Annotated in this window: 24 protein-coding genes; 12 read left to right on the top strand and 12 right to left on the bottom strand. The window is 74.8% G+C overall.

Going from position 1 to position 24,297, the window contains the following annotated elements:
- The first annotated feature begins 20 nt into the window (after nt 1-20).
- Nucleotides 21-1,196, top strand: a complete 1,176-nt coding sequence (locus EBO36_RS02800) for a DNA recombination protein RmuC (RefSeq protein ID WP_122823274.1) — start codon at nt 21-23, stop codon at nt 1,194-1,196.
- Nucleotides 1,193-2,254: a winged helix DNA-binding domain-containing protein gene (locus tag EBO36_RS02795; protein ID WP_122823273.1), complete on the top strand. Its 1,062-nt coding sequence runs from the start codon at nt 1,193-1,195 to the stop codon at nt 2,252-2,254. The genes EBO36_RS02800 and EBO36_RS02795 overlap by 4 nt, the downstream gene beginning before the upstream one ends.
- Nucleotides 2,255-2,312: 58 nt before the next feature.
- On the opposite strand, the gene EBO36_RS02790 is transcribed toward EBO36_RS02795, so the two are convergent.
- The gene (locus EBO36_RS02790; protein WP_127573577.1) at nt 2,313-3,431 is read right to left on the bottom strand and encodes a 4-hydroxy-3-methylbut-2-enyl diphosphate reductase; all 1,119 of its coding nucleotides are present in this window, start codon (nt 3,429-3,431) and stop codon (nt 2,313-2,315) included.
- Between the two features lie 67 nt (nt 3,432-3,498).
- On the opposite strand from EBO36_RS02790, the gene EBO36_RS02785 reads away from it, so the two are divergent.
- Genes EBO36_RS02785 through EBO36_RS02770 form a run of 4 tightly spaced genes read left to right on the top strand, consistent with a single transcriptional unit; the run spans nt 3,499 to nt 6,942 of the window.
- Entirely contained in the window at nt 3,499-4,248 is a 750-nt protein-coding gene (locus tag EBO36_RS02785; RefSeq protein ID WP_122823272.1) for a GNAT family N-acetyltransferase, read from the top strand.
- Nucleotides 4,245-5,489, top strand: a complete 1,245-nt coding sequence (xseA, locus tag EBO36_RS02780) for an exodeoxyribonuclease VII large subunit (RefSeq protein WP_122823271.1) — start codon at nt 4,245-4,247, stop codon at nt 5,487-5,489. Before EBO36_RS02785 ends, xseA begins: the two co-directional genes overlap by 4 nt.
- A gap of 41 nt (nt 5,490-5,530) precedes the next feature.
- The gene (locus EBO36_RS02775) at nt 5,531-5,809 is read left to right on the top strand and encodes an exodeoxyribonuclease VII small subunit (protein ID WP_122823270.1); all 279 of its coding nucleotides are present in this window, start codon (nt 5,531-5,533) and stop codon (nt 5,807-5,809) included.
- On the top strand, nt 5,806-6,942 hold the full coding sequence (locus EBO36_RS02770) for a carbohydrate kinase family protein (RefSeq protein WP_280525425.1): 1,137 nt from the start codon (nt 5,806-5,808) through the stop codon (nt 6,940-6,942). Before EBO36_RS02775 ends, EBO36_RS02770 begins: the two co-directional genes overlap by 4 nt.
- A 149-nt stretch (nt 6,943-7,091) precedes the next feature.
- Here the strand turns inward: EBO36_RS02770 and phoH2 are convergent, their stop codons facing one another.
- Both phoH2 and EBO36_RS02760 read right to left on the bottom strand, forming a co-directional pair.
- The gene (gene phoH2 / locus EBO36_RS02765; protein ID WP_122823269.1) at nt 7,092-8,483 is read right to left on the bottom strand and encodes an RNA 5'-3' helicase PhoH2; all 1,392 of its coding nucleotides are present in this window, start codon (nt 8,481-8,483) and stop codon (nt 7,092-7,094) included.
- A 252-nt stretch (nt 8,484-8,735) separates the two neighbouring features.
- Nucleotides 8,736-9,497, bottom strand: coding sequence for an isoprenyl transferase (locus EBO36_RS02760; protein WP_122823268.1), 762 nt, complete (start codon nt 9,495-9,497; stop codon nt 8,736-8,738).
- A gap of 143 nt (nt 9,498-9,640) precedes the next feature.
- Here EBO36_RS02760 and trhA point away from each other — a divergent pair, with 143 nt between their 5' ends.
- Nucleotides 9,641-10,396 (top strand): PAQR family membrane homeostasis protein TrhA, encoded by a 756-nt coding sequence (trhA, locus tag EBO36_RS02755; protein WP_122823267.1) that lies wholly within the window; start codon nt 9,641-9,643, stop codon nt 10,394-10,396.
- 47 nt (nt 10,397-10,443) lie between these two features.
- On the opposite strand, the gene EBO36_RS02750 is transcribed toward trhA, so the two are convergent.
- The 3 genes from EBO36_RS02750 to mca form a co-directional block, all read right to left on the bottom strand.
- Nucleotides 10,444-11,241 carry a DUF305 domain-containing protein gene (locus EBO36_RS02750; RefSeq protein ID WP_244925344.1) on the bottom strand — a complete coding sequence of 266 codons (798 nt, stop codon included), beginning with the start codon at nt 11,239-11,241 and terminating at the stop codon, nt 10,444-10,446.
- A 135-nt stretch (nt 11,242-11,376) separates the two neighbouring features.
- Nucleotides 11,377-11,751 carry a hypothetical protein gene (locus tag EBO36_RS02745; protein WP_122823266.1) on the bottom strand — a complete coding sequence of 125 codons (375 nt, stop codon included), beginning with the start codon at nt 11,749-11,751 and terminating at the stop codon, nt 11,377-11,379.
- On the bottom strand, nt 11,748-12,620 hold the full coding sequence (mca, locus tag EBO36_RS02740; protein ID WP_122823265.1) for a mycothiol conjugate amidase Mca: 873 nt from the start codon (nt 12,618-12,620) through the stop codon (nt 11,748-11,750). The genes EBO36_RS02745 and mca overlap by 4 nt, the downstream gene beginning before the upstream one ends.
- Before the next feature lie 97 nt (nt 12,621-12,717).
- On the opposite strand from mca, the gene EBO36_RS02735 reads away from it, so the two are divergent.
- The gene (locus EBO36_RS02735; protein ID WP_164471309.1) at nt 12,718-13,137 is read left to right on the top strand and encodes a DUF4307 domain-containing protein; all 420 of its coding nucleotides are present in this window, start codon (nt 12,718-12,720) and stop codon (nt 13,135-13,137) included.
- Between the two features lie 187 nt (nt 13,138-13,324).
- Entirely contained in the window at nt 13,325-13,810 is a 486-nt protein-coding gene (gene greA / locus EBO36_RS02730) for a transcription elongation factor GreA (protein WP_122823263.1), read from the top strand.
- A gap of 78 nt (nt 13,811-13,888) precedes the next feature.
- On the opposite strand, the gene ilvA is transcribed toward greA, so the two are convergent.
- Both ilvA and EBO36_RS02720 read right to left on the bottom strand, forming a co-directional pair.
- Nucleotides 13,889-15,100 (bottom strand): threonine ammonia-lyase, encoded by a 1,212-nt coding sequence (ilvA, locus tag EBO36_RS02725; protein ID WP_122823262.1) that lies wholly within the window; start codon nt 15,098-15,100, stop codon nt 13,889-13,891.
- Nucleotides 15,097-16,494, bottom strand: coding sequence for an AI-2E family transporter (locus EBO36_RS02720; protein ID WP_187695833.1), 1,398 nt, complete (start codon nt 16,492-16,494; stop codon nt 15,097-15,099). The genes ilvA and EBO36_RS02720 overlap by 4 nt, the downstream gene beginning before the upstream one ends.
- A 143-nt stretch (nt 16,495-16,637) precedes the next feature.
- On the opposite strand from EBO36_RS02720, the gene msrA reads away from it, so the two are divergent.
- Nucleotides 16,638-17,339 carry a peptide-methionine (S)-S-oxide reductase MsrA gene (gene msrA / locus EBO36_RS02715; protein WP_122823261.1) on the top strand — a complete coding sequence of 234 codons (702 nt, stop codon included), beginning with the start codon at nt 16,638-16,640 and terminating at the stop codon, nt 17,337-17,339.
- Nucleotides 17,340-17,443: 104 nt separating this feature from the next.
- Here msrA and EBO36_RS02710 read toward each other — a convergent pair whose 3' ends face one another.
- From EBO36_RS02710 to EBO36_RS02695, 4 genes are all read right to left on the bottom strand, one after another.
- Nucleotides 17,444-19,732 (bottom strand): DEAD/DEAH box helicase, encoded by a 2,289-nt coding sequence (locus EBO36_RS02710; protein WP_222928758.1) that lies wholly within the window; start codon nt 19,730-19,732, stop codon nt 17,444-17,446.
- A 14-nt stretch (nt 19,733-19,746) separates the two neighbouring features.
- Nucleotides 19,747-20,148, bottom strand: coding sequence for an FKBP-type peptidyl-prolyl cis-trans isomerase (locus EBO36_RS02705; protein WP_122823259.1), 402 nt, complete (start codon nt 20,146-20,148; stop codon nt 19,747-19,749).
- 42 nt (nt 20,149-20,190) lie between these two features.
- The gene (locus EBO36_RS02700) at nt 20,191-21,054 is read right to left on the bottom strand and encodes an LLM class flavin-dependent oxidoreductase (protein ID WP_122823258.1); all 864 of its coding nucleotides are present in this window, start codon (nt 21,052-21,054) and stop codon (nt 20,191-20,193) included.
- Nucleotides 21,055-21,244: 190 nt separating this feature from the next.
- A complete protein-coding gene (locus EBO36_RS02695; RefSeq protein WP_122823257.1) occupies nt 21,245-22,117 on the bottom strand; it encodes a Bax inhibitor-1/YccA family protein in 873 nt (290 codons plus the stop codon).
- A gap of 309 nt (nt 22,118-22,426) precedes the next feature.
- Between EBO36_RS02695 and EBO36_RS02690 the strand changes: the two genes are divergently transcribed.
- Both EBO36_RS02690 and EBO36_RS02685 read left to right on the top strand, forming a co-directional pair.
- The gene (locus EBO36_RS02690) at nt 22,427-23,359 is read left to right on the top strand and encodes an ABC transporter ATP-binding protein (protein WP_122823256.1); all 933 of its coding nucleotides are present in this window, start codon (nt 22,427-22,429) and stop codon (nt 23,357-23,359) included.
- Nucleotides 23,356-24,207 (top strand): ABC-2 transporter permease, encoded by an 852-nt coding sequence (locus EBO36_RS02685; protein ID WP_122823255.1) that lies wholly within the window; start codon nt 23,356-23,358, stop codon nt 24,205-24,207. Before EBO36_RS02690 ends, EBO36_RS02685 begins: the two co-directional genes overlap by 4 nt.
- Nucleotides 24,208-24,297 lie beyond the last annotated feature (90 nt).

Below are 24,297 nucleotides of genomic sequence, written 5' to 3'. Positions count from 1 at the left end.
CCGGCTGACACGCTGAGCGCATGGAGACGACGACGGTTCTCGCGCTGCTCATCGCGGCCCTCGTGGGCGGCCTGGTCCTGGGCGCCGCCCTCACCCGCGCCCGGGCGGCGGCGGACGCCGGCGCCGCCCGCGAGCGCGCCGCCGCCGCGCACGCCCGCGCCGAGCAGCTCGCCGCCGAGAACGCCGACCTCAAGTCCCGGGCCGCGCGCGACCACGACGTCCTGCGCGCCCTGGCCCCGGTGCAGAGCACCCTGTCGCAGGTGGGCGAGCACGTCGCCGAGCTCGAGCGGGAGCGGGTCGAGCAGTTCACCGTGCTCACCGAGCAGCTCCACGCGGCCCGCCGGGGGGACGAGGAGCTGCGGCGGACGACGGCGGCGCTCGCCGGGGCGCTACGGTCCACGTCCGCCCGCGGGCAGTGGGGCGAGGTGCAGCTGCGCCGCGTCCTCGAGGCCGCGGGCATGCTGCGGCACGTCGACTTCACCGAGCAGACGGCGTTCGCCGGCGCCGGCCGCCGGGCGGGGACCGGGCGCCCCGACGTCGTCGTCCACCTCCCCGGCGGGAAGTACCTGGCGATCGACGCCAAGGTGCCCCTCGACGCCTACCTCGAGGCGAGCGCCATCCCCGAGACGGCGGTCGGGGAGGCGGCCCACCGCCGGGAGGGCCTGCTCGCCGCGCACGCCAAGGCCTTGCGCGCGCACGTCGACGCGCTGGCGAAGCGCCGCTACCACGACCAGCTGCCCGCCAGCCCCGAGCTCGTCGTGATGTTCGTGCCGTCCGAGGGTCTGCTCGCCGCCGCCCTCGAGGCGGACCCCGCCCTCCTCGAGCACGCGCTGCGCGCCGGCGTCGCCCCGACGGCGCCCGCCTCGCTCCTCGCGCTCCTGCGGACGACGGCGACCCTCTGGGCGTCGTCGGAGGTCACCGAGGACGCTCAGCGGCTCCTCGAGCTCGGCCGCACGCTCTACGAACGGCTCGCCACCGTCGCCGGCCACGTCACCGCCGTCGGGCGCAGCCTGGAGACCACCGTCCAGAGCTACAACAAGATGGTCGGCTCGCTGGAGTCCCGCCTGCTCGTCACGGCGCGCACCTTCGACGGGCTGGACACCACCGGGCTGCAGGTGGCCGAGGTCGACGGCGACCGCGCCCAGATCCGTCGCCTCACCGCGCCCGAGCTCACCCGCGACGGCGGCGCCGCATGACCACCCCGCAGGAGGTCGCCCTCCTGCGCCTCGCCGCCCAGCGCCTCGTCGGACCGGGGGCGCCGACCGCCGCGGACGCCGCCGGCGGGGCGCTGGCCACCCAGGCGCAGGACCTCCCCGGCGCGCTCACCTCGCTCGCCCTGCGCACCGCCGGCGGGACCCGGGAGGATGTCGTCGCCGCGCTCGACGCCGGGGAGGTCGTCCGCTCCTGGCCCATGCGCGGCACGCTCCACCTCCTCCGCGGCGAGGACCTGGCGTGGATGCTCGCGCTCACCACCGACCGCCTCATCGCCGGAGCGGCCACGCGGCGCAGGCAGCTGGGCATCGACGACGCCGACCTCGCGCGGGCCCGCGACGTCGCGCTCGGCGCGCTCACCGGCGGCGGCGCCCTCACCCGCCGGGAGCTGCAGGCGGTGTGGGAGGAGAACGGGGTCATGACGCCCGGCCAGCGGGGCTACCACCTCATCTGGTACCTCGCGCAGACCGGCCTGCTGTGCTTCGGGCCGGTCACCGGGAACGAGCAGCGGCTCGTGCTCCTCGACGAGTGGGTGCTGGCGCCCCGGCGGCTCGAGCGCGAGGAGGCGCTCGGGGAGCTCGCGCTGCGCTACTTCCGCAGCCACGGGCCGGCGAGCGTCCGGGACCTCGCGGGCTGGACCAAGCTGGTCGCGGCGGACGTGCGCGCCGGGGTCGGCGTCGCGCGGGACCGGCTCGAGCGCGTCGAGGTCGACGGCGTGGAGATGTTCCTCGATCCCGAGACCCCGGAACGGCTCGCCGCCCACCGCCGGCAGGCCCAGGGCGTGCACCTGCTGCCCGGCTTCGACGAGTTCCTCCTCGGCTACCAGGACCGGTCGGCCGCCCTGCCGCCCGAGTTCGCCGACCGGCTCGTCCCCGGCGGCAACGGCGTCTTCCGGCCGACCGTCGTCGCCGGCGGCCAGGTGGTGGGGACGTGGCGGCGCGGCGGCACCAAGACCCGACCCGTGGTGGAGGCGACCGCCTTCACGCAGTTCCGGCCCGCCGTCGAGCGGGCGATCCCCCGGCTCTTCGCGGAGCTGCCGTGAGCCTGCTTACGTAGCCCTGCGGCCGTAACCCTGCCGCGGTGGGCGGGCTGCCTGCAGGTCAGACCGGCTCGACCGTGAGCGCCGTGCGGCGGCCGCGGTGCGGGCGGTCGGGCTGGGCGCCCGCGCGCTTGAGGTCGGCGCGCAGGTTCTTCGGCAGCGAGAACATGATGTCCTCGGTCGCCGTACGGACCTCCTCGACCTCGCCGATCCCCAGCTCACCGAGCCGGGTGATGACGTCGCGGACGAGGATCTCCGGGACCGAGGCGCCCGAGGTGACGCCGACGGTCATCGCGCCGTCCACCCACGCCGGGTCGATCTCCGCCGCGGTGTCCACGCGGTAGGCCGCGCCGGCGCCCGACTCGAGCGCCACCTCGACGAGGCGCACCGAGTTCGAGGAGTTCGCCGACCCGACGACGATGACGACGTCCGTCCCCGGCGCCAGCCGCTTGACGGCCACCTGGCGGTTCTGGGTGGCGTAGCAGATGTCGTCGCTCGGCGGGTCCTGCAGGGCGGGGAACCGCTCGCGCAGGCGCCGCACCGTCTCCATGGTCTCGTCGACGGACAGGGTGGTCTGGGACAGCCAGATGACCTTCTCGGGGTCGCGGACGACGACCCGGTCGACCTCGTCCGGGGAGTTGACCACCTGGATGTGCTCGGGCGCCTCGCCCTGGGTGCCCTCAACCTCCTCGTGACCGTCGTGGCCGATGAGGAGGATGTCGAAGTCCTCGCCGGCGAACCGCACGGCCTCCTTGTGGACCTTGGTCACCAGCGGGCACGTCGCGTCGATGGTGGACAGGTCACGGGCCGCGGCCTGGGCGTGGACGGCCGGGGAGACGCCGTGGGCGGAGAAGACGACGCGGGCGCCGACCGGCACCTCGTCGGTCTCGTCGACGAAGATCGCCCCGCGCTCGGTGAGCGTCTCGACGACGAACTTGTTGTGGACGATCTCCTTGCGCACGTAGATCGGCGCGCCGTAGTGGGCGAGCGCCTTCTCGACGGCGTCGACCGCCCGGTCCACCCCGGCGCAGTACCCGCGCGGCGCCGCCAGGAGGATCCGGCGGCCCGGCTGCGCGAGAGCCCCGGGGGTGCGCGCCGGGACGGCGTCGGGGAAGGCCGAGGAGCCGGCGAGGGACGGGCCGGGCGCGGGCGCGACGGCCGCGGACGCGTTCGCGGGCACAGTAGTCACACCCCCAGGTTACGCACCCGCGCGTGGGGCGTCGCCCCCACGTGCGAGGCTGTGGCCGATGCAACCTCACCTCACCCTCGACCGGTACCGCCCCGAGGACCGGGCAGCGCTGTACTCCATCTGCCTGCGGACCGGCGCCGGCGGCGACGACGCCAGCGCCGACCACGACGACCCGGACCTCCTCGGGCACCTGTGGCTGGGTCCCTACCTCGAGCTCGAGCCCGACCTGGCGTTCGTCCTGCGCTCGGCCGAGCCCGGCGCCCCCGCCGAGCCCCTGGGCTACGTCGTGGCGACGGCGGACACGGCCGCGTTCGAGGCCGCCTGCGAGGAGCGTTGGTGGCCGCCGCTGCGCGAGCACTACCGCGCCGCCCCGCCGCGTCCCGGCAGCCCGGACGCCGAGCTCGTCGCGATGATCGAGGGCGGCCGGAGGACCGACGCGCCGTGGTTCGCCGCGCACCCCGCCCACCTGCACATCGACCTCCTGCCCGAGGCCCGCGGGGCCGGCGGCGGCCGGGCGCTCATCGCCGCCCTCACCGACGCGCTGGAGGCGCGCGGCGTCCCCGGCGTGCACCTGGGGGTCTCGCGGGCGAACCGCGGGGCCGTCGCGTTCTACGGCCGGGTCGGCCTGTCGGTCCTCGCCGAGCTGCCCGACACGCTCATCATGGGCCGCGCGCTCGGCCGGCCCGGCGCGCCCGCCCACCCCGGCGGCGCCCACGCCCACGCCCCCGCCGGTGCCGGCGGCGGCGCCCACGCCCACGCCCCCGCCGGCGCCGGCGCCGGTGCCGAGGACGACGGAGGTGGCCGGTGAGCGACAAGCCCCGCGAGCTCCCCGCCCGAGCCCTGGAGACGACGGCGGAGCAGCCCTGGCCCGTGCGGCTGCTCACCCAGAAGATCGGTGAGTACGTCGCCCGGATGCCCCCGGTGTGGGTCGAGGGCCAGATCGTCCAGCTCAACCGCCGCCCGGGCGCCGGGATGGCCTTCCTCACCCTGCGGGACAACGACGTCGACATGTCGCTGCCCGTGAGCGTCCACCCCCGCCTGCTCGCCGGTGCGGCCACGCCCCTGCGCGAGGGCTCCCACGTCGTCGTCCACGCCAAGCCCACGTACTGGACCAAGCGCGGCACCCTCCAGCTCCAGGCGGACGCCCTGCGCACCGTGGGGATCGGGGACCTCCTCGCCCGCGTCGAGCAGCTCAAGCGGGTCCTCGCCGCCGAGGGCCTCTTCGACGTCGGGCGCAAGGTCGCGCTGCCGTTCCTGCCCGCCGTCGTCGGCCTGGTCTGCGGGCGCGAGTCCAAGGCCGAGCACGACGTCGTCGTCAACGCCCGCGAGCGCTGGCCGGGCGTGCACTTCGAGATCCGCGAGGTGGCCGTCCAGGGCACCGGTGCGGTGAGCCAGGTGTCCGCCGCCATCGCCGAGCTCGACGCCGACTCCCGCGTCGACGTCATCGTCGTCGCCCGGGGTGGAGGCTCCGTCGAGGACCTCCTGCCGTTCTCCAACGAGCAGCTCGTGCGCACCGCCGCCGCGTGCCGCACCCCGCTCGTGTCGGCCATCGGCCACGAGACCGACGCCCCGCTGCTCGACCTCGTCGCCGACTACCGCGCGTCCACCCCCACCGACGCCGCCCGGCGGATCGTCCCGGACATGTCCGAGGAGCAGCGGATCGTCCTGCACGCCCGCCAGCGCATGGGGGCGGCCATCGAGCACCGGCTGCGCGCGGAGCAGCACGCCCTCGACGGGATCCGCAGCCGCCCCGTCCTCGCCGACCCGACGACGATGGTCGTCCGTCGGGCCGAGGACGTCGACCGGCTGCACCGGGCCGGGTCGCAGGCCTTCGCGCTCCGGGTCGAGCGGTCGGCGGCCGAGCTCGCCACCCTCCACGGGCGGCTGCGAGCCCTCTCCCCCGCCGCCACGCTCGCCCGCGGCTACGCGGTCCTGCGCACCCCCGCGGGCACCGCGGTGCGCTCGCCCGACGACGTCGCCGCGGGCGACCAGCTCGAGGCCCTCCTCGCCGAGGGGCGGCTGCGGGTGGAGGTCCGGCCCTCCCCCTGAGCGGCCCGGCGGCTGTCGGCGCGCTCTGCCACACTGGCGCCGTGACCCAGCCCAGCGACATCGACGCGCTCACCTACGAACAGGCCCGTGAGGAGCTCGTCGAGGTGGTCCGCCGCCTCGAGGCCGGCGCCACCTCGCTCGAGGACGCGCTCGCGCTGTGGGAGCGGGGCGAGGCCCTCGCCGCCCGCTGCCAGGCGTGGCTCGACGGCGCCCGCCGCCGCCTCGAGGACGCCCGCGGGCAGGCGGGCGCCTCCCCGCGTGCGCCCGGGGACCGCCCCGGCCCGACCCCCGCAGACCTCACCGAGGAGGAGACCGCGTGACCACCCTGCCCCCCGAGGACGCTCCCGGCACCGAGTCCGGCCGCCGCGAGGCGCCCGGCGAGCCCTCCGGCCCGCAGTCCGGCACCACGGACCGCCGCACCGAGCCGTCGCCCGCGGCCCACCCCGAGCTCGCCCTCCTGCCCGAGCCCGAGCTCGCGTCGACCACCCCCGCCTACGGGCCCGCGAGCGAGGCGTCGCCCCGCGGTCCGGAGGCCGCCGGCAGCGCCCTCGTCCTCGGCGAGGCGCTCATCGACGTCGTCGAGCGCGCGGGCGAGGACCCGGTCGAGCACGTCGGCGGCAGCCCGGCCAACGTGGCCCTCGGCATCGCGCGCCTGGGGCACGCCGTCGAGCTCGCCACCTGGTTCGGCATCGACGAGCGCGGGGACCGGATCCGCCAGCACCTGGAGACCGACGGCGTCGTGCTCGTCCCCGGCTCGGAGCTCGGCGGGCGCACGTCGACCGCGGCCGCCCGGATCGGCGCGGACGGCGCGGCGGACTACACGTTCGACCTCCGCTCGGACCTGCCCGCGCTCTCCCCCGCCCTGGCCCCGACGGTCGTGCACACGGGATCGATCGCCGCGGTCCTCCCGCCCGGCGCCGAGAAGATCGCCGAGGCGGTGGAGCGGTTCCGCCCGCTCGCCACCATCACCTACGACCCGAACGCCCGGCCGGACCTCATGGGCAGTGCCGAGCAGGCCCGGCCGGTCATGGAGCGGCTCATCGCCCAGGCCGACGTCGTCAAGGTCTCCGACGAGGACCTCGCCTGGCTCGCGCCCGGCGTCGACGTGCGCGAGGTCGCCGGCGACTGGATCGGGCTCGGCGCCGGCATCGTCGTCGTCACCCTCGGCGGCGCCGGGGCCCTGGCGGTGACGGCGGGCGGCGTCGAGGTCGACGTCGTGGCGCCGCGGGTCGACGTCGTCGACACCGTGGGCGCGGGTGACTCCTTCATGGCGGGGATCATCGACGGGCTGTGGCGGGCCGGGCTCACCGGCGCGGCGCAGCGCGAGGCCCTGCGCGGGATCGACCGCGTCACGCTGGGCGACGTGCTCACCCGCGCCGCGCAGGTCGCCGCCATCACCGTCTCGCGCGCCGGCGCGAACCCGCCGCACCGCATCGAGCTCGCCGGGCGCTGACGGGCGCCAGGCCCGGGCCGGCGGGCGGGCGGACCGACGCCCCGCACCGACGCCCCGACGCCCGCGAACGGCACGCTGCGACCCGCGGCCCGGACACCCGGGCCGCCGGTCGCGGCGCCCGTGCCTCCCGGCGTCGGCGCCCCCCGGCGTCAGTGGGCCGGAACGCCGCCCTCGAGCAGGTCGGTGACGAGCGCGGCGATGGCCGACCGCTCGGAGCGGGTCAGCGTCACGTGCGCGAACAGGTCGTGACCCTTGAGCGTCTCCACGACGGCCGCCACGCCGTCGTGCCGCCCCACCCGGAGGTTGTCCCGCTGGGCGACGTCGTGCGTGAGGACGACCTTGGAGTTCTGGCCGATGCGGGACAGGACGGTGAGCAGGACGTTGCGCTCGAGGGACTGTGCCTCGTCCACGATGACGAACGCGTCGTGGAGCGAGCGCCCCCGCACGTGGGTGAGGGGCAGCACCTCGAGCATCCCGCGCGCCATCACCTCCTCGACCACCTCCGGGGCGACGAGCGCCCCGAGCGTGTCGAAGACCGCCTGGGCCCAGGGGTTCATCTTCTCCGCCTCGGAGCCGGGCAGGTAGCCCAGCTCCTGGCCACCGACGGCGAAGAGCGGCCGGAAGACGACGACCTTGCGGTGCTCCCGGCGCTCGAGGACCGCCTCCAGCCCGGCGCACAGGGCGAGCGCCGACTTCCCGGTCCCGGCGCGCCCACCGAGGGAGACGATGCCGATCCGCGGGTCGAGGAGGAGGTCGATGGCGATCCGCTGCTCCGCGCTGCGCCCGTGGACGCCGAAGACGTCGCGGTCGGGCCGGACCAGCGTGAGCTGGCCGCCGGGCGCGAGGCGGCCCAGCGCCGAGCCCCGCGAGGAGTGGAGGATGACGCCGGTGTGGCACGGCTCCGCCTGCAGCGACGGCGCCAGGCCGAGCGCGGTCGCGTCCAGGCGGCCGTCGGTCCACAGGCGGGCCATCTCCTCCTCGGTGAGGTCCGCCGTCGTCATCCCCGTCCAGCCCGAGTCGACGGCGTGGTGGGCGCGGTACTCCTCGGCATGGAGGCCGACGGCGGAGGCCTTGACCCGCATGGGCAGGTCGGTGGAGACGACGGTGACCTGGTGCCCCTCGGCGGAGAGGTGGGCGGCCACGGAGAGGATCCGGGTGTCGTTGTCCCCCAGGCGCAGCCCGGAGGGCAGGACGGCGGCGTCGGTGTGGTTGAGCTCGACCCGCACCGAGCCGCCGTCCCGGCCCACGGGCACGGGCGTGTCCAGCCGGCCGTGCTCGACCCGGAGCTCGTCGAGCAGGCGCAGCGCGGTGCGCGCGAAGTAGCCGAGCTCGGGGTGGTGGCGCTTGCCCTCGAGCTCGGTGATGACGACGACGGGGAGCACGACGTCGTGCTCGGCGAAGCGGAGGAACGCGTGGGGGTCGGAGAGCAGGACCGAGGTGTCGATGACGTAGGTGAGGCGCTGGGGCACCGGCGTGGCGCCGTCGGGGCGCTCGGCGCTCGCGATCTCCGGGCTGTCGGTCCTGTCCAGGGTGGTGGTCATGCGTTCGCGGGCTCCCTCCGGCGCGGCTGCGCCGATCAGCAGCGCCTCGCGCGCGGCGGGCGCGGCATTCGGGTGGGGGCAGGCGGCCGGCCCCGGCGGGGCCGGTCGGCCCCTCCCGCGCGGAGCAGGTGCTCCATGGGTGGCCTCCCGGAGGACGACGGGTGTGCTGTCCGTCACACCGACGGTACGACGGCGACGGCGGCCCGGACCGCGCGACACACCCGAGTCCGCGACACTCCCCGTGCGCGGCCGTCAGCGCCCGAGGCGACGCTCCCGCGAGGCGTAGTCACGCAGCGCGCGCAGGAAGTCGACGCGCCGGAAGTCCGGCCAGTACGTCTCGCAGAAGTAGTACTCGCTGTGGACGCTCTGCCACAGGAGGAACCCGCCGAGCCGCTGCTCGCCCGAGGTGCGGATGACCAGGTCGGGGTCGGGCTGGCCCTTGGTGTAGAGGTGCTCGGCGATGTGCTCGACGTCGAGCACCCGGGCGACGTCCTCGATCGAGGCACCGTCCTTGGCGTACTGGAGCAGCAGCGAGCGCACGGCGTCGGTGATCTCGTAGCGCCCGCCGTACCCGACGGCGACGTTGACGTGCAGGCCCTCGACGTCGGCGGTCCGCTCGACCGCCTTCTCCAGGCGGGCGGCGACGTCGGGAGGCAGGAGGGAGAGCGCGCCCACCACGCGCACGCGCCAGCGTCCGGTCTCGGCGAGGGAGTCGACGGTCGACGCGATGATCTCGAGGAGCTCGGCGACCTCGTCCGGGTCGCGCTGGAGGTTGTCCGTGGACAGCATCCACAGCGTGACGATCTGGACCCCGGCGTCCTCGGCCCAGCCGAGCATCTCCGAGATCTTGTCCGCGCCCCGGCGGTGGCCGTGGGAGGCGGGGTTGCCCAGCGCCCGGGCCCAGCGCCGGTTGCCGTCGAGGATGACGCCGACGTGCCGGGGCACGCGCGCCGGATCGAGCTGTGCCGTGAGGCGTCGTTCGTACAGCCCGTAGAGCAGCCGGGGTGACCGCATGCTCCTCCGCCCTCGTCGTCCAGCAGACGTCGGGGACACGGTACCCGTCCGACGACGAGGTTACGGTGGAGTAACCTCCGACGGCGGGAGCGCGCCCCTCGCGATCGGCGGGGCGCAGGGACGAGGGTCGAGGGAGGACCGACATGGGGCAGGGGCCCACCGAGGCGGGGCGCGACGGGGTGCACGACCGTGCGACGGCGGACCACGGGCTCGCCCACACCGTCCGGGCGATCACCGAGCGGGCCGACGAGATCGCCCAGGCGGTCAAGCCTCGCCTGCGCGGCACCCTGCACGCGGTGATGACGCCCGTGAGCCTCGTCGCGAGCATCGTCCTTGTCGCCCTGTCCCCCACGACGACGGCGAAGGTGAGCACCGCCGTCTTCGGCGTCACCGCCGTGCTGCTCTTCGGCTGCAGCGCCGTCTACCACCGCGGGACGTGGTCACCGCGGGCGATGTCGTTCCTGCGACGGCTCGACCACTCGAACATCTTCCTGCTCATCGCCGGGACGTACACGCCGCTCGCGACGCTGCTGCTGCCCCCGGGCACGGCCCGGGTCCTGCTCGGCGTCGTCTGGGCCGGCGCGGTCGCCGGCATCCTCGCGCGCGTCTTCTGGCTCGGCGCCCCGCGCTGGCTCTACGTCCCCATCTACCTCGCGCTGGGGTGGGTCGCCGTGGCGTTCCTGCCCGACTTCTGGACGTTGGGCTCGCCGGTCATCGTCTGGCTCATCGCCGCCGGTGGCCTCGCCTACACGTTGGGCGCCGTCGTCTACGCGACGAAGTGGCCCAACCCGAGCCCGCGCTGGTTCGGCTTCCACGAGATCTTCCACGTCGGCACCGTCATCGGTTACGTGTGCCACTACATCGCCGTCTCGATCGCGGCGTACTCGCTGGCGGGCTGACGCCCGGGCGGCACCACCGTCTCACCGGTCCGGCGGGCACCGCCCGCTCACAGGCCGGAGAGCAGCGCCGCCAGCTCGTCGATCTCCGCCTCCTGGTCGGCGACGATCCGCTCGGAGAGCGCGAGGACCTCGGGCTGGGCGCCCGTCTCGCCGTGCTCGCGGGCCATCGCGACGGCGCCCTCGTGGTGGGCGATCATGTGCTCGAGGTAGAGCCGCGCCGCGTCAGTGCCCTCGGCCTCGGCGAGCGCGTCGAGCTCGGCGGCCGTGAGCATCCCGTGGATCTCGTGGTCGCCGCCGTGGCCGTGCGCCTCGTGGTCATGGACCCCCACGGCCACCTCGCCCCCGCACCCCTGGAGCAGGGTGGTCATCTCGTCGATCTCGGGGCCCTGGGCGGCGATGATCGCCTCGGCGGCGGTGGCGACGTCGGCCGGCACGCCCGGGGCGGCGAGGAGCGTCTCGCTCATGATGACCGCCTGCTCGTGGTGGGGGATCATCCCGCGCAGGAACGTCACGTCCGCCTCGTTGCTCGCCACCTCGTCCGGGTCAGGTGCCTCGCAGCGCCCCTCGGGCACCGCGGCGTCGCTCGCCGTGGCCGACGGACCGGCACTCGGCGTCGGGACTGTGACCTCGTCGGCGGAGGCGTTGCCGGTGGGGGTGCCCACGGAGGGGGCGTCGCCCGGGCCGTCCCCGGCGGAGCCGCACCCCGCGAGGAGGGCGACGGCGAGCGCCGCCCCAGCCGCGAGACGCGCCCGGCCGCGTGGCGGAGCCACGACCGCGCGGGGGGACGGGGTGAGCGGGCGACGGCGCATGAGGGCCTCCGGCAGGTGGGGCGAGCGTCCCTTCACGCTAGGTCCCGACGCCGGCGCCCTCCTGGGACCTTGGGCACGGGCGGACCCGGCCCGGCCGACGTCGCCGCCTAGCGCCGTCAGGGCACGGCCCGGCCGACGTCGCCGCGTATCGCCGTCAGGACCACGGTGCCGTCAGGGTGCGGCGGGCCCGCTACCGCCCGCGGGGCCGTGCCGGCCCCTGCCGCGGTCGCCCGCGCCCAGGTCGTCCGGGGTCGCGTCGGGCTCCGCCGCCCCGGCCCCGGCACCCGCCGCGTCCTGCGCCGCCGCGTCCTGCATCCGGGCGTTGTGGTCCACGCGGCGCACGTGCTTGGTCATCGACCGGAAGAGCAGCCACGCTGCCAGCGCCAGGGCGAAGAACGCGAGGAACCCGCCGATGCCGGGGGTGACCGTGTCGATGGTCATCCGCCGCTCCGGCGCCGGGGTCGGGGTCTCCTCCGCGCCCAGCTGCGCCGCGGCCGTCCCCCACCACACCGAGGCGGAGGCGAGCAGGGCGGAGGCGGCGGTCATGAGCGCACCTTACGCACACCGGCGAACAGGTCGTCCTCGGGCAGCTCGGTCTGCACGCGTGACCGCGCCAGCTCCCACTCCTCCACCGGCCACACGTCGCGCTCGACGTCCCGCGGGATCATGAAGAAGAAGCCCTCCGGGTCGATCTGCGTGGCGTGCGCCCGGAGCGCCTCGTCGCGACGCTCGAAGAACTCCGCGCACTCCACCCGCGTCGTCACCGTCCGCGCCGGGCGGTCGGCCCGCGCCGTGACCCAGTCGTCGAAGGGGGACACGAGGCCGCGGTCGTGCATCGCCTCGCCGATGGCGCGGAACCGCTCGGGCGAGAAGCCGACGTCGTAGTAGAGCTTGTCGACCACCCAGGGCTCCCCCGCGTCGGGGAACTGGTCGGGGTCGCCCGCCGCCTCGAACGCGGCGACCGAGACCCGGTGGCACATGATGTGGTCCGGGTGCGGGTAGCCGCCCTCCTCGTTGTACGTCGTCATCACCTGGGGGCGGAACGACCGGATCTCCTTGACGAGGGCCCCGACGGTGACCTCCAGGGGCTGGAGGGCGAAGCACCCCTCGGGCAGCGGCGGGAGGGGGTCACCCTCCGGCAGCCCGGAGTCCACGAACCCCAGCCACGTGTGCTCGACGCCGAGCGCGCGGGCCGCAGCCTCCATCTCCCGGCGGCGGTACTCGGGCATGTCGTCGAGCACGGCCGGGTCGTGGGCGAGACGGGGGTTGAGCACGTCCCCCCGTTCCCCGCCGGTGCACGAGACCACCCGGACCCGCACCCCTTCGGCGGCGTATCGCGCCATGGTCGCCGCGCCCTTGCTGGACTCGTCGTCCGGGTGCGCGTGGACGGCCATCAGCCGCAGTGGTTCGGTCACGCTCGTGTCCTTCCCTGCCGTGCGTGCACGCCGCTGACCAGCGGCGAGAGACAATGATGCTGCCCCCATGCTCTCCCACCGGAAGGCACGAGTACACATGAGCCCGGCACCGTACGGGGACGCCGAGTCCTCCCGCGCGATGCTCGATGCGCGCTACGGCGTCCCGCGCCGCTCGCGCCGGGCGCTCCTCGCCGCCGTCGGGGTCCTCGCCGTCGTGGCGTTCGTCGTCTTCGCCTTCGTCTCGACGAACGAGCCGGTACGCACCCAGGAGGCCGGTTACCGGTCCCTGGGTCCGGACGCCGTGGAGGTGACCTTCACCGTCGTCAAGGCACCGGAGATCGTCGCGGACTGCACGGTCATCGCGCTGGGCGAGTCGTTCTCCGAGGTGGGTGCGGCGACCGTGCGCGTCGGCCCCGACCCGGGCCAGAAGATCGTCAGCGTCACCACGACGGTGCGGACGGCGTCGCCGGCGCAGGGCGCCCGGGTCGACGGCTGCACCGTCGTCGAGGCCCCCTAGCGACCCGCTCGCGGGATCCCGTGCGCGAGCCCGCTCCGGCGCGGCACCGGGATTTGCTAGACTGTCTCACTTACGCCGCCCCGGCACAGTGCGCAACGGTGCGGGCGCCAGGGTGAGTGTCGCCACACACCCATGGCCCCGCCGGTCGCGCACGGGCCGGGGCTCACCAGTATGTGGAGGAGGACACGTGGCCGAGACGAGCACCACTTGGCTCACCGAGGACGCGTACAACCGTCTGAAGGCTGAGCTCGACCACCTCACGGGGCCCGGTCGGTCGGAGATCGCCCAGCGGATCGAAGAGGCGCGCTCCGAGGGGGACCTCAAGGAGAACGGCGGCTACCACGCCGCGCGCGAGGAGCAGGGCAAGCAGGAGGCCCGGATCGTCCAGCTCACCCAGCTGCTCCGCAACGCGCACGTCGGTCAGACCCCGCCGGACGACGGCATCGTCGAGCCCGGCATGGTCGTCACCGCGGTCGTCGCCGGCGAGCAGGAGAAGTTCCTCCTCGGCTCGCGCGAGGGAGCACGTGAGCTCGACATCGACGTGTTCTCCGAGAACTCCCCCATGGGCGCGTCCATCCTCGGCAAGAAGGCCGGCGACTCGGTGACGTACACCGCCCCCAACGGCGCGACCATCAGCGTGGAGATCAAGGACGTCAAGCCCTTCCAGGGCTGACCTCCCGCAGGTTCTCGGGCGCTCCCGGCACACGCCGGGGGCGCCCGTCCGCGTTCGGTGGCCCGGTCGGTGGTCCCGTCAGCCGAGAGCCGTCGAGGCGACGCCGTACCCCCGCGTGCGCAGGTCGGCGAGCACCCGTGTGCAGTGCTCGGGACCCTTGGTCTCCAGCTCCACGCCGATCTCCACCTCGTCGAGCCCGAGGCCCACGGCGGTCCGGGCGTGCTCGACGTTGACCACGTTGCCGCCCGACTCCGCGAGCGCGGCCAGCAGCGTCGCCAGCGCGCCGGGGCTGTCCGGGACCCGCACCCGCATCTGCAGGTAGCGCCCGGCGGCGGCGAGCCCGTGCCGGATCACCCGCAGGAGCACGAGCGGGTCGACGTTCCCGCCGGAGAGCACGACGACGACCGGCGGCTCGAACGTCTCCGGGGCGTCGAGCAGCGCCGCGACCCCGGCGGCTCCGGACGGCTCGACGACGAGCTTGGCGCGCTCGGCCAGCAGGAGCAGCGCGCGGGCGATCTGCTCCTCGGAGACGGTCCGGATGTCGTCGACGTAGCGCTGCACGAGCGCGAACGGCACCTCCCCCGGCGCGGGGACGGCGATCCCGTCGGCCATGGTGCTCAGCCGCTCGAGCGGCACCGGCCGGCCCTCGGCGAGGGAGGCGGGGAACGCCGCGGCACCGGCGGCCTGGACCCCGACGACCGCGACGTCGGTCTCGCTGAGCGCCGTGGCGACGCCCGCGAGCAGACCGCCGCCGCCCGCCGGGACGATGACGGTGCGCACGTCGGGGACCTGCTCGAGGATCTCCAGGCCGAGGGTGCCCTGCCCGGCGACGACGTCGGCGTGGTCGAAGGGGTGGATGAACACGCGCCCGCTCTGCGCGGCGTCCGCCCGTGCGGCGGCGAGCGCGCCGTTGAGGTCGGCGCTCACCTGGCGCACCTCGGCCCCGTACTGCCGGGTGGCCGCCACCTTGGGCAGCGCCGCGTCGAGGGGCATGTAGACGACGGCGGTGATGCCGAGCAGCGCGGCCGCGAGCGCGACGCCCTGGGCGTGGTTACCGGCGCTGGCGGCCACCACGCCGCGCGCCTTCTCGGCGTCGCTGAGGCGGGACAGGCGTACGTAGGCGCCCCGCAGCTTGAACGACCCCGTGCGCTGGAGGTTCTCGCACTTGAGCAGGACCGGTCCGCCGACCTGCTCGGCGAGGGAGGTGCTCCCCTCCACCGGGGTGCGCCACGCGACGCCGTCGAGGACCGCGGTGGCCGCCCGGACGGCGGCCGCGTCGGGCAGGCTCACCGAGGTGCCCCGTCCCCCGGCCTCCCCGTGCGCCCGTCGCCGCCGGACGTCTCCCCGGCGCTCTCGCCCGGCACCTCGGGGGCGTCGGGGGCGTCGTCGCCGGCCTCGTCGGGCGTGCTCGCGCTCTCGGCGACGTGGTCGTAGGAGTCCCGGATGGCGCCGAAGATGATCCCCGGCGGGCCCCCGGGGCGGTGCCAGTCGGTGGCGAGGCGCGGGTACTTGTCGTGCCCGTGGAGGTAGAGCACCACGGTGTTGACCACCGCGGCGACGGGGACCGCGAAGAGCGCACCGAGGATCCCCGCGATGCCCGTGCCCGCCGTGACGGCGAGGAGCACGGCGACGGGGTGGAGCGAGACGGCGTTGCCCATGAGCCAGGGCTGGAAGACGTTGCCCTCGAGCTGCTGAACGAGGAGGACGATCCCCAGCATGATGAGCGCGGTGCCGATGCCCTGGTCGACCAGGGCGACGAGCACGGCCACCGAGCCGGTGAACAACGCACCGACGATCGGGATGAACGACCCGAGGAAGACGAGCACCGCGAGCGGCAGCGCCAGCGGGACCCCGAGGATGGCGGCGCCCGCGCCGATGCCGACGGCGTCCACGAACGCGACGAGGATCTGCGTGCGGGCGTACGCCCCGAGGCTGACCCAGCCCCGGATGCCGGCCTCGTTCATCGGCTCGCGCACCCGCACGGGCGCCAGCCGGACGAACCACTGCCAGATGCGCCGCCCCTCACGGAGGAAGAAGAAGAGGCAGAACAGGGCGATGATGGCGCCGACGGCGACCTGGGTGACCGATCCGGTCGCGGACAGGACGCCGCTGACGAGGACGCCGGAGTTCTCCTCGACCTGCGTCTGGAGCTCCTCGAGCCACAGGGTGATCTGGGCGTCGTCGATGCCCAGCGGCCCCTCGGACAGCCAGGCGGCGAGCTCCGTGAAGCCCACCTGCGCCTGCTCGGCGAGATCGCTGAACCCGGCGACGATTGACCGGCCCGCCAGGGCGAGGAGGGCGCCGACGGCGGCCAGCGTGACGGCGATCGTCATCGCCGCGGCCAGCGCACGGGGCATGCGCAGGTTCCGGCGCAGCCGCGTGGCGATGGGCTCGAGGAGCACCGCGAGCAGGATGGCGACGAGGAAGGAGACCACGACCGTCTTGAAGACGATGACGATGTAGCCCGCCGCCACCAACGCCGCGGCGATGACGAGGAGCCGCCACGACCAGGCAGCGGCGGACCGCACCGACGGGGGCACGGCGTCGTCGGCCGAGGGGCCGGGATCACGCCGCGCCACGCGGGGCGTGAGGGGGCGCACGGCGGCGGGGGCCTGTGCGGAGCGCCGCGAGGGGCGCGTGGCGCCGGCGGCGCGCGCCAGCCAGCCCGGGGGGTTGTCGGTCATGTCTCCTCGTGGGGAACGATGGGCCAAGGCGCCCAGCGTACGGCCGCGGTCCGGGGGCCCGGGAAGATCGCCGCCCCTCGGAAGGTTGTCCCTGTCGCACCCTCGCACCCGACGGTGCCCGCACGCACGAGGAGAGGTATCCCATGATCTTCGGGACACGCACGCCGGTCGTCACCGCCGAGACCGCCCTGCCCGGCCGCGAGCACCCGGGTTTCACCGTGCCCGCCGAGCACGAGGTCCTCGGGACCCCGCTGCAGGGGCCGTGGCCGGAGGGCACGCAGGTCCTCTACCTCGCCATGGGGTGCTTCTGGGGTGCCGAGCGGATCTTCTGGCGGCTCGACGGCGTGGTGACGACGGCGGCCGGCTACCAGGGCGGGTTCACGCCCTACCCCACCTACGAGGAGACGTGCACGGGCCGCACGGGCCACACCGAGGCCGTCCTCGTCGCCTATGACCCGACGCGGACGAGCGCCGAGCTGCTGCTCAAGGCCTTCTGGGAGAACCACGACCCGACCACGGCCAACCGGCAGGGCAACGACGTGGGCACCCAGTACCGCTCCGCCCTCTACTGGACGACGCCCGAGCAGGAGCAGGCCGTCCGCGCCACCCGGGAGGCCTTCCAGGGGGTGCTCACGGAGAACGGCTTCGGGGAGATCACCACCGAGCTCCGCCCGGCCGCGGAGGCGGGGCCGTTCTACTACGCCGAGGCCTACCACCAGCAGTACCTCCACAAGAACCCCGGCGGGTACTGCAACCACGGGCCCAACGGCATGACCTGCCCCGTCGGTCTGCTGCGCCAGGACCAGGTCCCGGCGCAGGTCGACGTCGCGCCGCCGGGCGCCTAGCCGCCAGGGGCGCCACGCCCCGGCACCACTGAACGGCGCGGTGCGGCCGGCCCGGGAGGGCGGCCCGCCGCGCCGTCCGGCGTCCAGCTGAGGCGGTGCGCCCCTCAGCCGGTCGCCGCGGGCTGGTCCCCCTGGCCGGACGGCTCCTGCGCCGCCAGCTCGTCCCAGACCGGGCCGTACCCGAGCCGCGCCTGCTCCTCGGCGACGACGTGGCGGGCCAGCTCGGACTCGCTGACGTCGACGGCGGCGACGGCCCCCTCGGCGAGGCTCGAGTCGCGGACGTAGGCGTCGAACAGGCGCGTCTTCTCGCCGAGGATCGCCTCGATCCGCTCGTCGACGCTGTCCTCGACGAGGAGCCGGTGGACCTGGACGGTGCGCACCTGGCCCATGCGGTGCGCGCGGGCGACGGCCTGCGCCTCCGCGGCCGGCTTGAGCTGCGGCTCGGCGAGGACGACGATGCTCGCCGCCTGGATGTTGAGCCCGACGCCGCCCGCCTGGACCTGGCACACGAGGACGGCACCGGCCGGGCCGGCGGTGAAGTCGTCGACGAGGCGCTGCCGCTCGGCGGCCGGGACCGAGCCCGTCACCGGCCCGAAGGCGACGCCGTCCGGGGCCGGGCCGAGCGCGTCGACGATCCGGTCGATGACGTCGCGGAAGTAGGAGAACACGACGACCTTGTGGCCGTTCTCGCCCGCCTCGCCGACCAGCTCGAGCAGCCGCGTGAGCTTCGCCGAGTCCCGCGCGTGCGGCACCGCGAAGTCCGCCCGCCGCATCGCCATGAAGTTCCCCTCCGCGACGGCGGCCCGGTACGCCCGCTCCCCCGCCGGGGTGAACTCCTCCCACTCGTCGACGGTGACGAGCTCGGGGAGCTCGACGAGGACGTCGGCGACGTTGCGGCGCAGGTACACCGGCGCCATCCGGTGGCGGAAGAGGTCGGCGCCGGCCAGCCCCAGGTGGGCGGGCAGCTCGGCGACGAGACCGGGTTGCAGGTAGCGCACCAGGGCGGCGAACTCCTCGAGCCGGTTCTCCATCGGGGTGCCGGTCATGAAGAGCACGCGCCAGCACCGCTGCGTCCACGTGGCCACGGTCCGGGAGCGCTGCGCCCGCGGGTTCTTGACGAAGTGCGCCTCGTCGACGACGAGCATCCCGACGGCCGGCCCCACGGGCGCGCCGTCGTCGGCCGACGACGCCTCGGGCCGGGCGGGCGGAACCGGCACGTGCCGCAGCCCCTCGAAGGTCGTCACCCCGACGCCGCCCTCGGCGACCCAGCGCGCGATCGCCTCCTCCCGGCCCGCCCCGTGGAGACGGTGGGCGGCCAGCGCCGAGCGGGAGGTCACCTCCCGCGTCCAGTTGATGAGCACGCTCGCCGGGCAGACGACGAGGAAGTGCCGCTCCCCCTGGGCGGCGAGGTGGGCCATGGCGGCGACCGCCTGGATCGTCTTGCCGAGCCCCATCTCGTCACCGAGCATCGCCCGGCCCTGGTTGAGGGCGAACCGCGCGCCGAACGCCTGGTAGCCCCGCAGCGTGACCCGTAGCAGCGTCCGGTCCAGCGGGTAGGCGTTGATCCGCTCGACGAGCTCGGCGGGGAGCATCCCGTCCGCGGCGGTGAGGTCGCCCATGGGCACGATCTGCCCGAGGAGCGCGTAGTAGGCGGCGGCGCGACGCTCGAAGTCCTCCCACAGGGCGAGCGGGCCGGGCTCGGGCGCACGGCAGTGCGCCTCGAGGTCGCTGACGACGTCGGCCAGGCGCGTCGTCGTCAGCCAGGGCTCCCAGCCGGCGAGGCTGGCGAGGGCGGCGAGGGCGCGCCGTCGGGACTCGCCGCGGGTGAAGACGAAGGCGAGGCGCCTCGTGGCCGGCTCGGCGACGGGCGCGAGCGCGGCCACCGAGGAGGAGAAGTCGGTGAGGTCGCGGCGGTGCGGCTCGACGAGCGGCGTGAGCCGCTCGACCCGGTGGAGGAGCGTGAGCAGCTCCAGGCCGAGGCCCGCGTCGCGCCGGAGCTCGATACGCAGCCGCACGCCAGCCCGGACGGCGTCGGCGAGCTGCTCCGCGGCGGCGACGGCGCAGCGGGCGGTGTGCCGGCCGATCCCGTCGTGGGCCTCGAGCTGGTCCGGGGTGGCGTCGAGGACGTCGAGGGCGCTCGCGTACCCGGCACTGCGCAGCGCCTGGATGCGCAGGTTCGCCTCGGTGATGTCGGCGAGCCGCTCGACCGCGACACCGGCGAGCTCGCCGCGCATCCGCGCCTCCCGCTCGTCGGTGACGAGGCGCGCCACCTGGGTGCGGGCGTCGTCGAGCCGGGCGAGCACCGCGGCGGCCGCCGCGGCGAGTGCGCGTCGCTCGTCGATGAGCTCACGCGCCGGGCCGCCGGGCCGCACCTGCGGCCCGGCGTCGGGCACGGACACTCCTCGGGCTACTCGACGCCGACGATGTCGACGACGAAGACGAGGGTGTCGGTGCCGCCGATCCCCGCCTGCGGGACGCCACGCTCGCCGTAGCCGTGCTCCGGCGGGATGGACAGGAGGACCCGCGAGCCGATCGTCTGTCCGACGAGGCCGTCGTCCCAGCCGCCGATGACCATGCCCATCCCGATGGGGAAGGAGATGGTCTGACCGCGGTCGTAGGAGGTGTCGAAGATCGAGCCGTCCCAGACCTGGCCGAGGTAGTGGACGACGATGGTGTCGCCGGCCTCGACGAGCGGCCCGTCGCCGCGCTGGAGGACGCTCACCTGCAGGCCCTCGGGGGCGGGGCCACCGGGAAAGGTGAGGACGGGCTTGTCGCCGAAGGAACCGGACGCGGTGGGAAGTGTGCTCATGCCCGCCAGCCTACGGGGCCGCCGTCGCCGGTGCGCCCGGCGCTACCGCAGGTGTGGCAGGCGCGACGCGGCCTCCTCGAGGACGCGCTCGTCGCCGGCGTAGACCCCGCTCTCGCGCGGCCAGTGGGCGACGACGTCGGTGAAGCCGAGCTCGCGCGCGCGCCCCACCATCTCCTCGAAGTGGTCGACCGAGGACAGGGAGTACGCGCTCGTGTCGAGGCTGAGGTACCGGTCGAGGTCGGTGCGCCCGTGCGCGGCGGCGACGTCGTCGAGCCGGGAGACGGTCTCCCGCACCCCGCGCCACCAGGCCTCCTCGTCGTCGGTCTCCGGGCCGGTCGTCGCCCAGCCCTGGCCGATGCGGGCCGCGACGGCCATGGCCCGCGGCCCGTTGGCGGCGACGACGAACGGGACCCGCGGCGTCTGGACGCAGCCCGGGATCATCCGCGCGTCGACGGCGCGGTAGTGCTCGCCCGACCAGGTGGTCCGCTCGCCCGTGAGGAGGGCGTCGAGGAGCTCGACGAACTCCGCCAGGCGGGCCACCCGCTCCCCCGGGCTGAGGCGCTCGTGGCCGAGGACGTCCGCGTCCCAACCGAGCCCCCCGGCGCCGACGCCGAGGAGGAACCGGCCGTCGGAGATGTCGTCGAGGGTGAGGAGCTCCTTGGCGAACGGCACGGGGTGGCGGAAGTTCGGGGACGCGACCCAGGTGCCGAGCGTGATCGTCTCGGTGACGGCCGCGGCGGCCGTGAGGGTGGGGACGGTGGCGTACCAGGGCTCGTCGGCGAGGTCGCGCCAGGCGAGGTGGTCGTACGTCCACGCGTGGTCGAAGCCCATCTCCTCGGCGCGGCGCCAGCGGGGCGCGGCGTCGCGCCACCGCAGCTGGGGCAGGAGGACGATCCCAAGACGCATCGGGCCACCGTACTCGCCCGCCCTCCCCTCGTGATCGTGCAGAAACGCCGGCCCTCCCCCCGTGATCGTGCAGAAACGCCGGGGCCGCCCAGCGTTTCTGCACGATCACGAGAGAGGGGGTGGCGACAAACGACGGCGGCCGGTCCCCGTGAGGGAACCGGCCGCCGTCGTGAGGAGTGGTGCGAGGCGACTACTCGCGGAAGATCGCGAGGAGGCGGAGGAACTCGAGGTAGAGCCACACGAGCGTGACGACGAGCCCGAAGGCGGCCGACCACGCGAACTTCGCGGGAACCCCACGCTCGACGCCCCGCTTGATGGCGTCGAAGTCGAGGATGAGGCAGAAGGCGGCGAGGCCGACGGCGAAGATGCCGATCGGGATGCCCAGCGGAATCCCCATGATCTCCATGGAGCGCAGGCCCCACGCGGCGTCGCTGGAGCCGAAGAACATGATGCCGAGGTTGACCAGCGAGAACAGCGCGTAGCCCACGAGGGCGATGAGGACGAAGCGCATGAGCTTCGGCGTCACCCGCACCGCGCCGCTCTTGAAGAGCAGCAGGGTGGCGACGAACGTCGCGCCGGTGGCGAGGACGGCCTGCAGGACGATGCCGGAGTACGACGACTCGAAGACGGCCGAGATGCCTCCGAGGAACAGGCCCTCGGCGGCGGCGTAGGCCATGATGAGCGCCGGGCTGGGCTCACGCTTGAAGGAGTTGACGAGGCCGAGGACCAGACCGACGATCGCGGCGGCGATCGTGATGCCCATGTTGGCGCCGAGGACGAACCAGTTGAGCGCACCGGCCGCGACGACGATGGCGAGGAGCCCACCGGTCTTGACGATGACGTCGTCGTAGGTCATCCGGCCGATCTGCGCGGGTCCCGCGGGCGGCTGGGCATAGGCGTGCTCGAGGTCGGCGACCTGCTGGCCGTTGACCATCGGCGGGTACGTCGTCCCGGTGGCGCCCGGGGCGTAGCCGGGGTGCCCCGGGTAGCCGTTGGGCGTCTGGGGCACCGCGCCGCGCTTCTTTCCGAAGTACGGACTGTTCTCAAAGACGGGGTTGCTCACTCACTGCCTCCTGGTCGCGGCGCCCGCGCGTGCGGGTCCGAGGTCGCTGGCCACCGTCATCGTACGCATCCGTCGAAGAAAACGGGGGTTGTGCCCGGCGGATGATCATCCGGCGCGTACGACAGGGCCGTCATGGTCATCAACGCAGGAGCGATCACCGGTGTTCCCGCTGCCCCGCCCCGCGTCGACGCCTGCCGCGCGGACCGTCGATACCGCCGCCGCCGAATTGTCTCCGGACGGTCATAGGCATCTCGGACGCGGCCCCGTACGTTTACCGGTGACGATCCGACCACCCCCGGGGGGTTTCCCATGATCGAAGCGCACGACCTCACCAAACGGTACGGCGACAAGACGGCCGTCGACCGCATCTCCTTCACCGTGCGGCCGGGATCGGTCACCGGGTTCCTCGGTCCGAACGGGGCCGGCAAGTCCACCACCATGCGCATGGTCGTCGGCCTCGACCGCCCGACGGCGGGGCACGTCACGGTCAACGGCAAGCCGTACGCCCAGCACCGCAAGCCCCTGAGCGAGGTGGGCATCCTCCTCGACGCCAAGGCCGTCCACACGAGCCGCAGCGCGTACCAGCACCTGCGTGCCATGGCGGCCACCCACGGCATCTCCACCACGCGCGTCCAGGAGGTCATCGAGATGACCGGCCTCCAGGCGGTGGCCCGCAAGCGCGTGGGCGGGTTCTCCCTCGGGATGGGCCAGCGCCTCGGCATCGCGGCCGCCATGCTCGGTGACCCCCGGACCCTCATCCTCGACGAGCCCGTCAACGGCCTCGACCCCGAAGGGGTCAAGTGGGTCCGCACGATGGTCCGCCGGCTGGCGGACGAGGGCCGCACGGTCTTCCTCTCCTCCCACCTCATGAGCGAGATGGCGCAGACGGCGGACCACCTCCTCGTCATCGGCCGTGGCCGCATCATCACCTCCGGACCCGTCCAGGAGGTCATCGACGCCGCCCAGGGCACGACGGTGCGGGTCCGCTCGCCCCGCGCGAGCGACCTCGCCGCCCTCGTCCGCGGCGCCCAGGTCACCGTCAGCCCGGCCGAGCCGGGCCTCCTCGAGGTCCGCGGCCGCACCGCCGCGGAGATCGGCGACCTGGCCGCGGCCTCGGGCATCGCCCTGCACGAGCTCACGCCGGTCCGTGCCTCGCTCGAGGACGCCTACCTCACCCTCACCCAGGACGAGGTGGAGTACCGCTCCGAGGACCGCACCGCCACCGAAGGAGCCCGCCGATGAGCACCACCGTCGACCGCCGCGCCGACCGCTCCGCCGTCGCCGTCTCCCCCGTGTCCTTCCCCCGCGTGGTGCGCTCGGAGTGGATCAAGCTGTGGTCGTTGCGCTCGACGTACTGGGTCATCGGCGCCACGCTCGTCGCGATGGTCGCCATGTCGTTGCTCATGACCGTCGCGGTCAACGCGGTCGCGGAGGAGCCTGAGCTCGCCGGCCTCGGCCCGGAGCCGATCACCGTCCTCAGCCTGAGCTACGCGATGGGCCAGCTCGTCGTCGCCGTCCTCGGCGTCCTCGTCATCACCGGCGAGTACTCCACGGGGATGATCCGCTCGAGCTTCGCCGCCGTGCCCACCCGGGTCCCGGTCCTCGCCGCAAAGGCCCTCGTCATCGCCGTCGTCGCCTTCGTCCTCGGCGTCGCGGGGGTCGGCCTCTCCTACGTCATCACCGCCCCGATGCTCGCCGACGCCGGGGGTGCGGCCGACCTGGCCGACCCGGACACCCAGCGGATGTTCTGGGGCACCGGTCTCTACCTCATGGCGGTGGCGCTGTTCTCCCTCGGGGTCGGGGCGCTGCTGCGCCACTCCGCCGGGGCCATCGCCACGGTCCTCGGGATCTTCCTCGTCCTGCCGTCGGTGGCGCAGATCGTCGGGTCGAGCGTCGACTGGGTCTACGACGCCCTCCCGTACCTGCCGTCCGCGGCGGGTGAGCGGATCCTCGCCGTCACCGGCACGGCGACCGAGGACATGGGGGCCACGAACCTCCTCGAGCCGTGGACGGGGTACGGCGTGCTCGCGGCGTACGTCGTCGTCCTCCTCCTCGCCGCGACCGTGCTCATGCGGCGCCGCGACGCCTGACGCACCGCCGCTCCCGAGCGGCGGCCGGACGCGCGAGGGCCCCGCTCAGGAGCACTGAGCGGGGCCCTCGGCACGTCCACCGGCGATCAT

The sequence above is a fragment of the Georgenia faecalis genome (assembly GCF_003710105.1).
Taxonomy (GTDB): Bacteria; Actinomycetota; Actinomycetes; order Actinomycetales; family Actinomycetaceae; genus Georgenia_A; species Georgenia_A faecalis.
Note: the sequence above shows the minus strand (reverse complement) of the source record. Positions and strands in the feature narration are given on the sequence as shown.

Excerpts from the sequence above, each read along its gene's own strand:
- EBO36_RS02720 (WP_187695833.1), bottom strand. The coding sequence starts at position 16,494 with ATGACCGACAACCCCCCGGGCTGGCTGGCGCGCGCCGCCGGCGCCACG.
- EBO36_RS02760 (WP_122823268.1), bottom strand. The coding sequence starts at position 9,497 with ATGCGGTCACCCCGGCTGCTCTACGGGCTGTACGAACGACGCCTCACG.
- EBO36_RS02735 (WP_164471309.1), top strand. The coding sequence starts at position 12,718 with ATGAGCCCGGCACCGTACGGGGACGCCGAGTCCTCCCGCGCGATGCTC.
- EBO36_RS02785 (WP_122823272.1), top strand. The coding sequence starts at position 3,499 with ATGCAACCTCACCTCACCCTCGACCGGTACCGCCCCGAGGACCGGGCA.
- phoH2 (WP_122823269.1), bottom strand. The coding sequence starts at position 8,483 with ATGACCACCACCCTGGACAGGACCGACAGCCCGGAGATCGCGAGCGCC.
- msrA (WP_122823261.1), top strand. The coding sequence starts at position 16,638 with ATGATCTTCGGGACACGCACGCCGGTCGTCACCGCCGAGACCGCCCTG.
- EBO36_RS02795 (WP_122823273.1), top strand. The coding sequence starts at position 1,193 with ATGACCACCCCGCAGGAGGTCGCCCTCCTGCGCCTCGCCGCCCAGCGC.
- EBO36_RS02745 (WP_122823266.1), bottom strand. The coding sequence starts at position 11,751 with ATGACCGCCGCCTCCGCCCTGCTCGCCTCCGCCTCGGTGTGGTGGGGG.
- EBO36_RS02685 (WP_122823255.1), top strand. The coding sequence starts at position 23,356 with ATGAGCACCACCGTCGACCGCCGCGCCGACCGCTCCGCCGTCGCCGTC.
- EBO36_RS02700 (WP_122823258.1), bottom strand. The coding sequence starts at position 21,054 with ATGCGTCTTGGGATCGTCCTCCTGCCCCAGCTGCGGTGGCGCGACGCC.
- EBO36_RS02705 (WP_122823259.1), bottom strand. The coding sequence starts at position 20,148 with ATGAGCACACTTCCCACCGCGTCCGGTTCCTTCGGCGACAAGCCCGTC.
- trhA (WP_122823267.1), top strand. The coding sequence starts at position 9,641 with ATGGGGCAGGGGCCCACCGAGGCGGGGCGCGACGGGGTGCACGACCGT.
- EBO36_RS02690 (WP_122823256.1), top strand. The coding sequence starts at position 22,427 with ATGATCGAAGCGCACGACCTCACCAAACGGTACGGCGACAAGACGGCC.
- EBO36_RS02800 (WP_122823274.1), top strand. The coding sequence starts at position 21 with ATGGAGACGACGACGGTTCTCGCGCTGCTCATCGCGGCCCTCGTGGGC.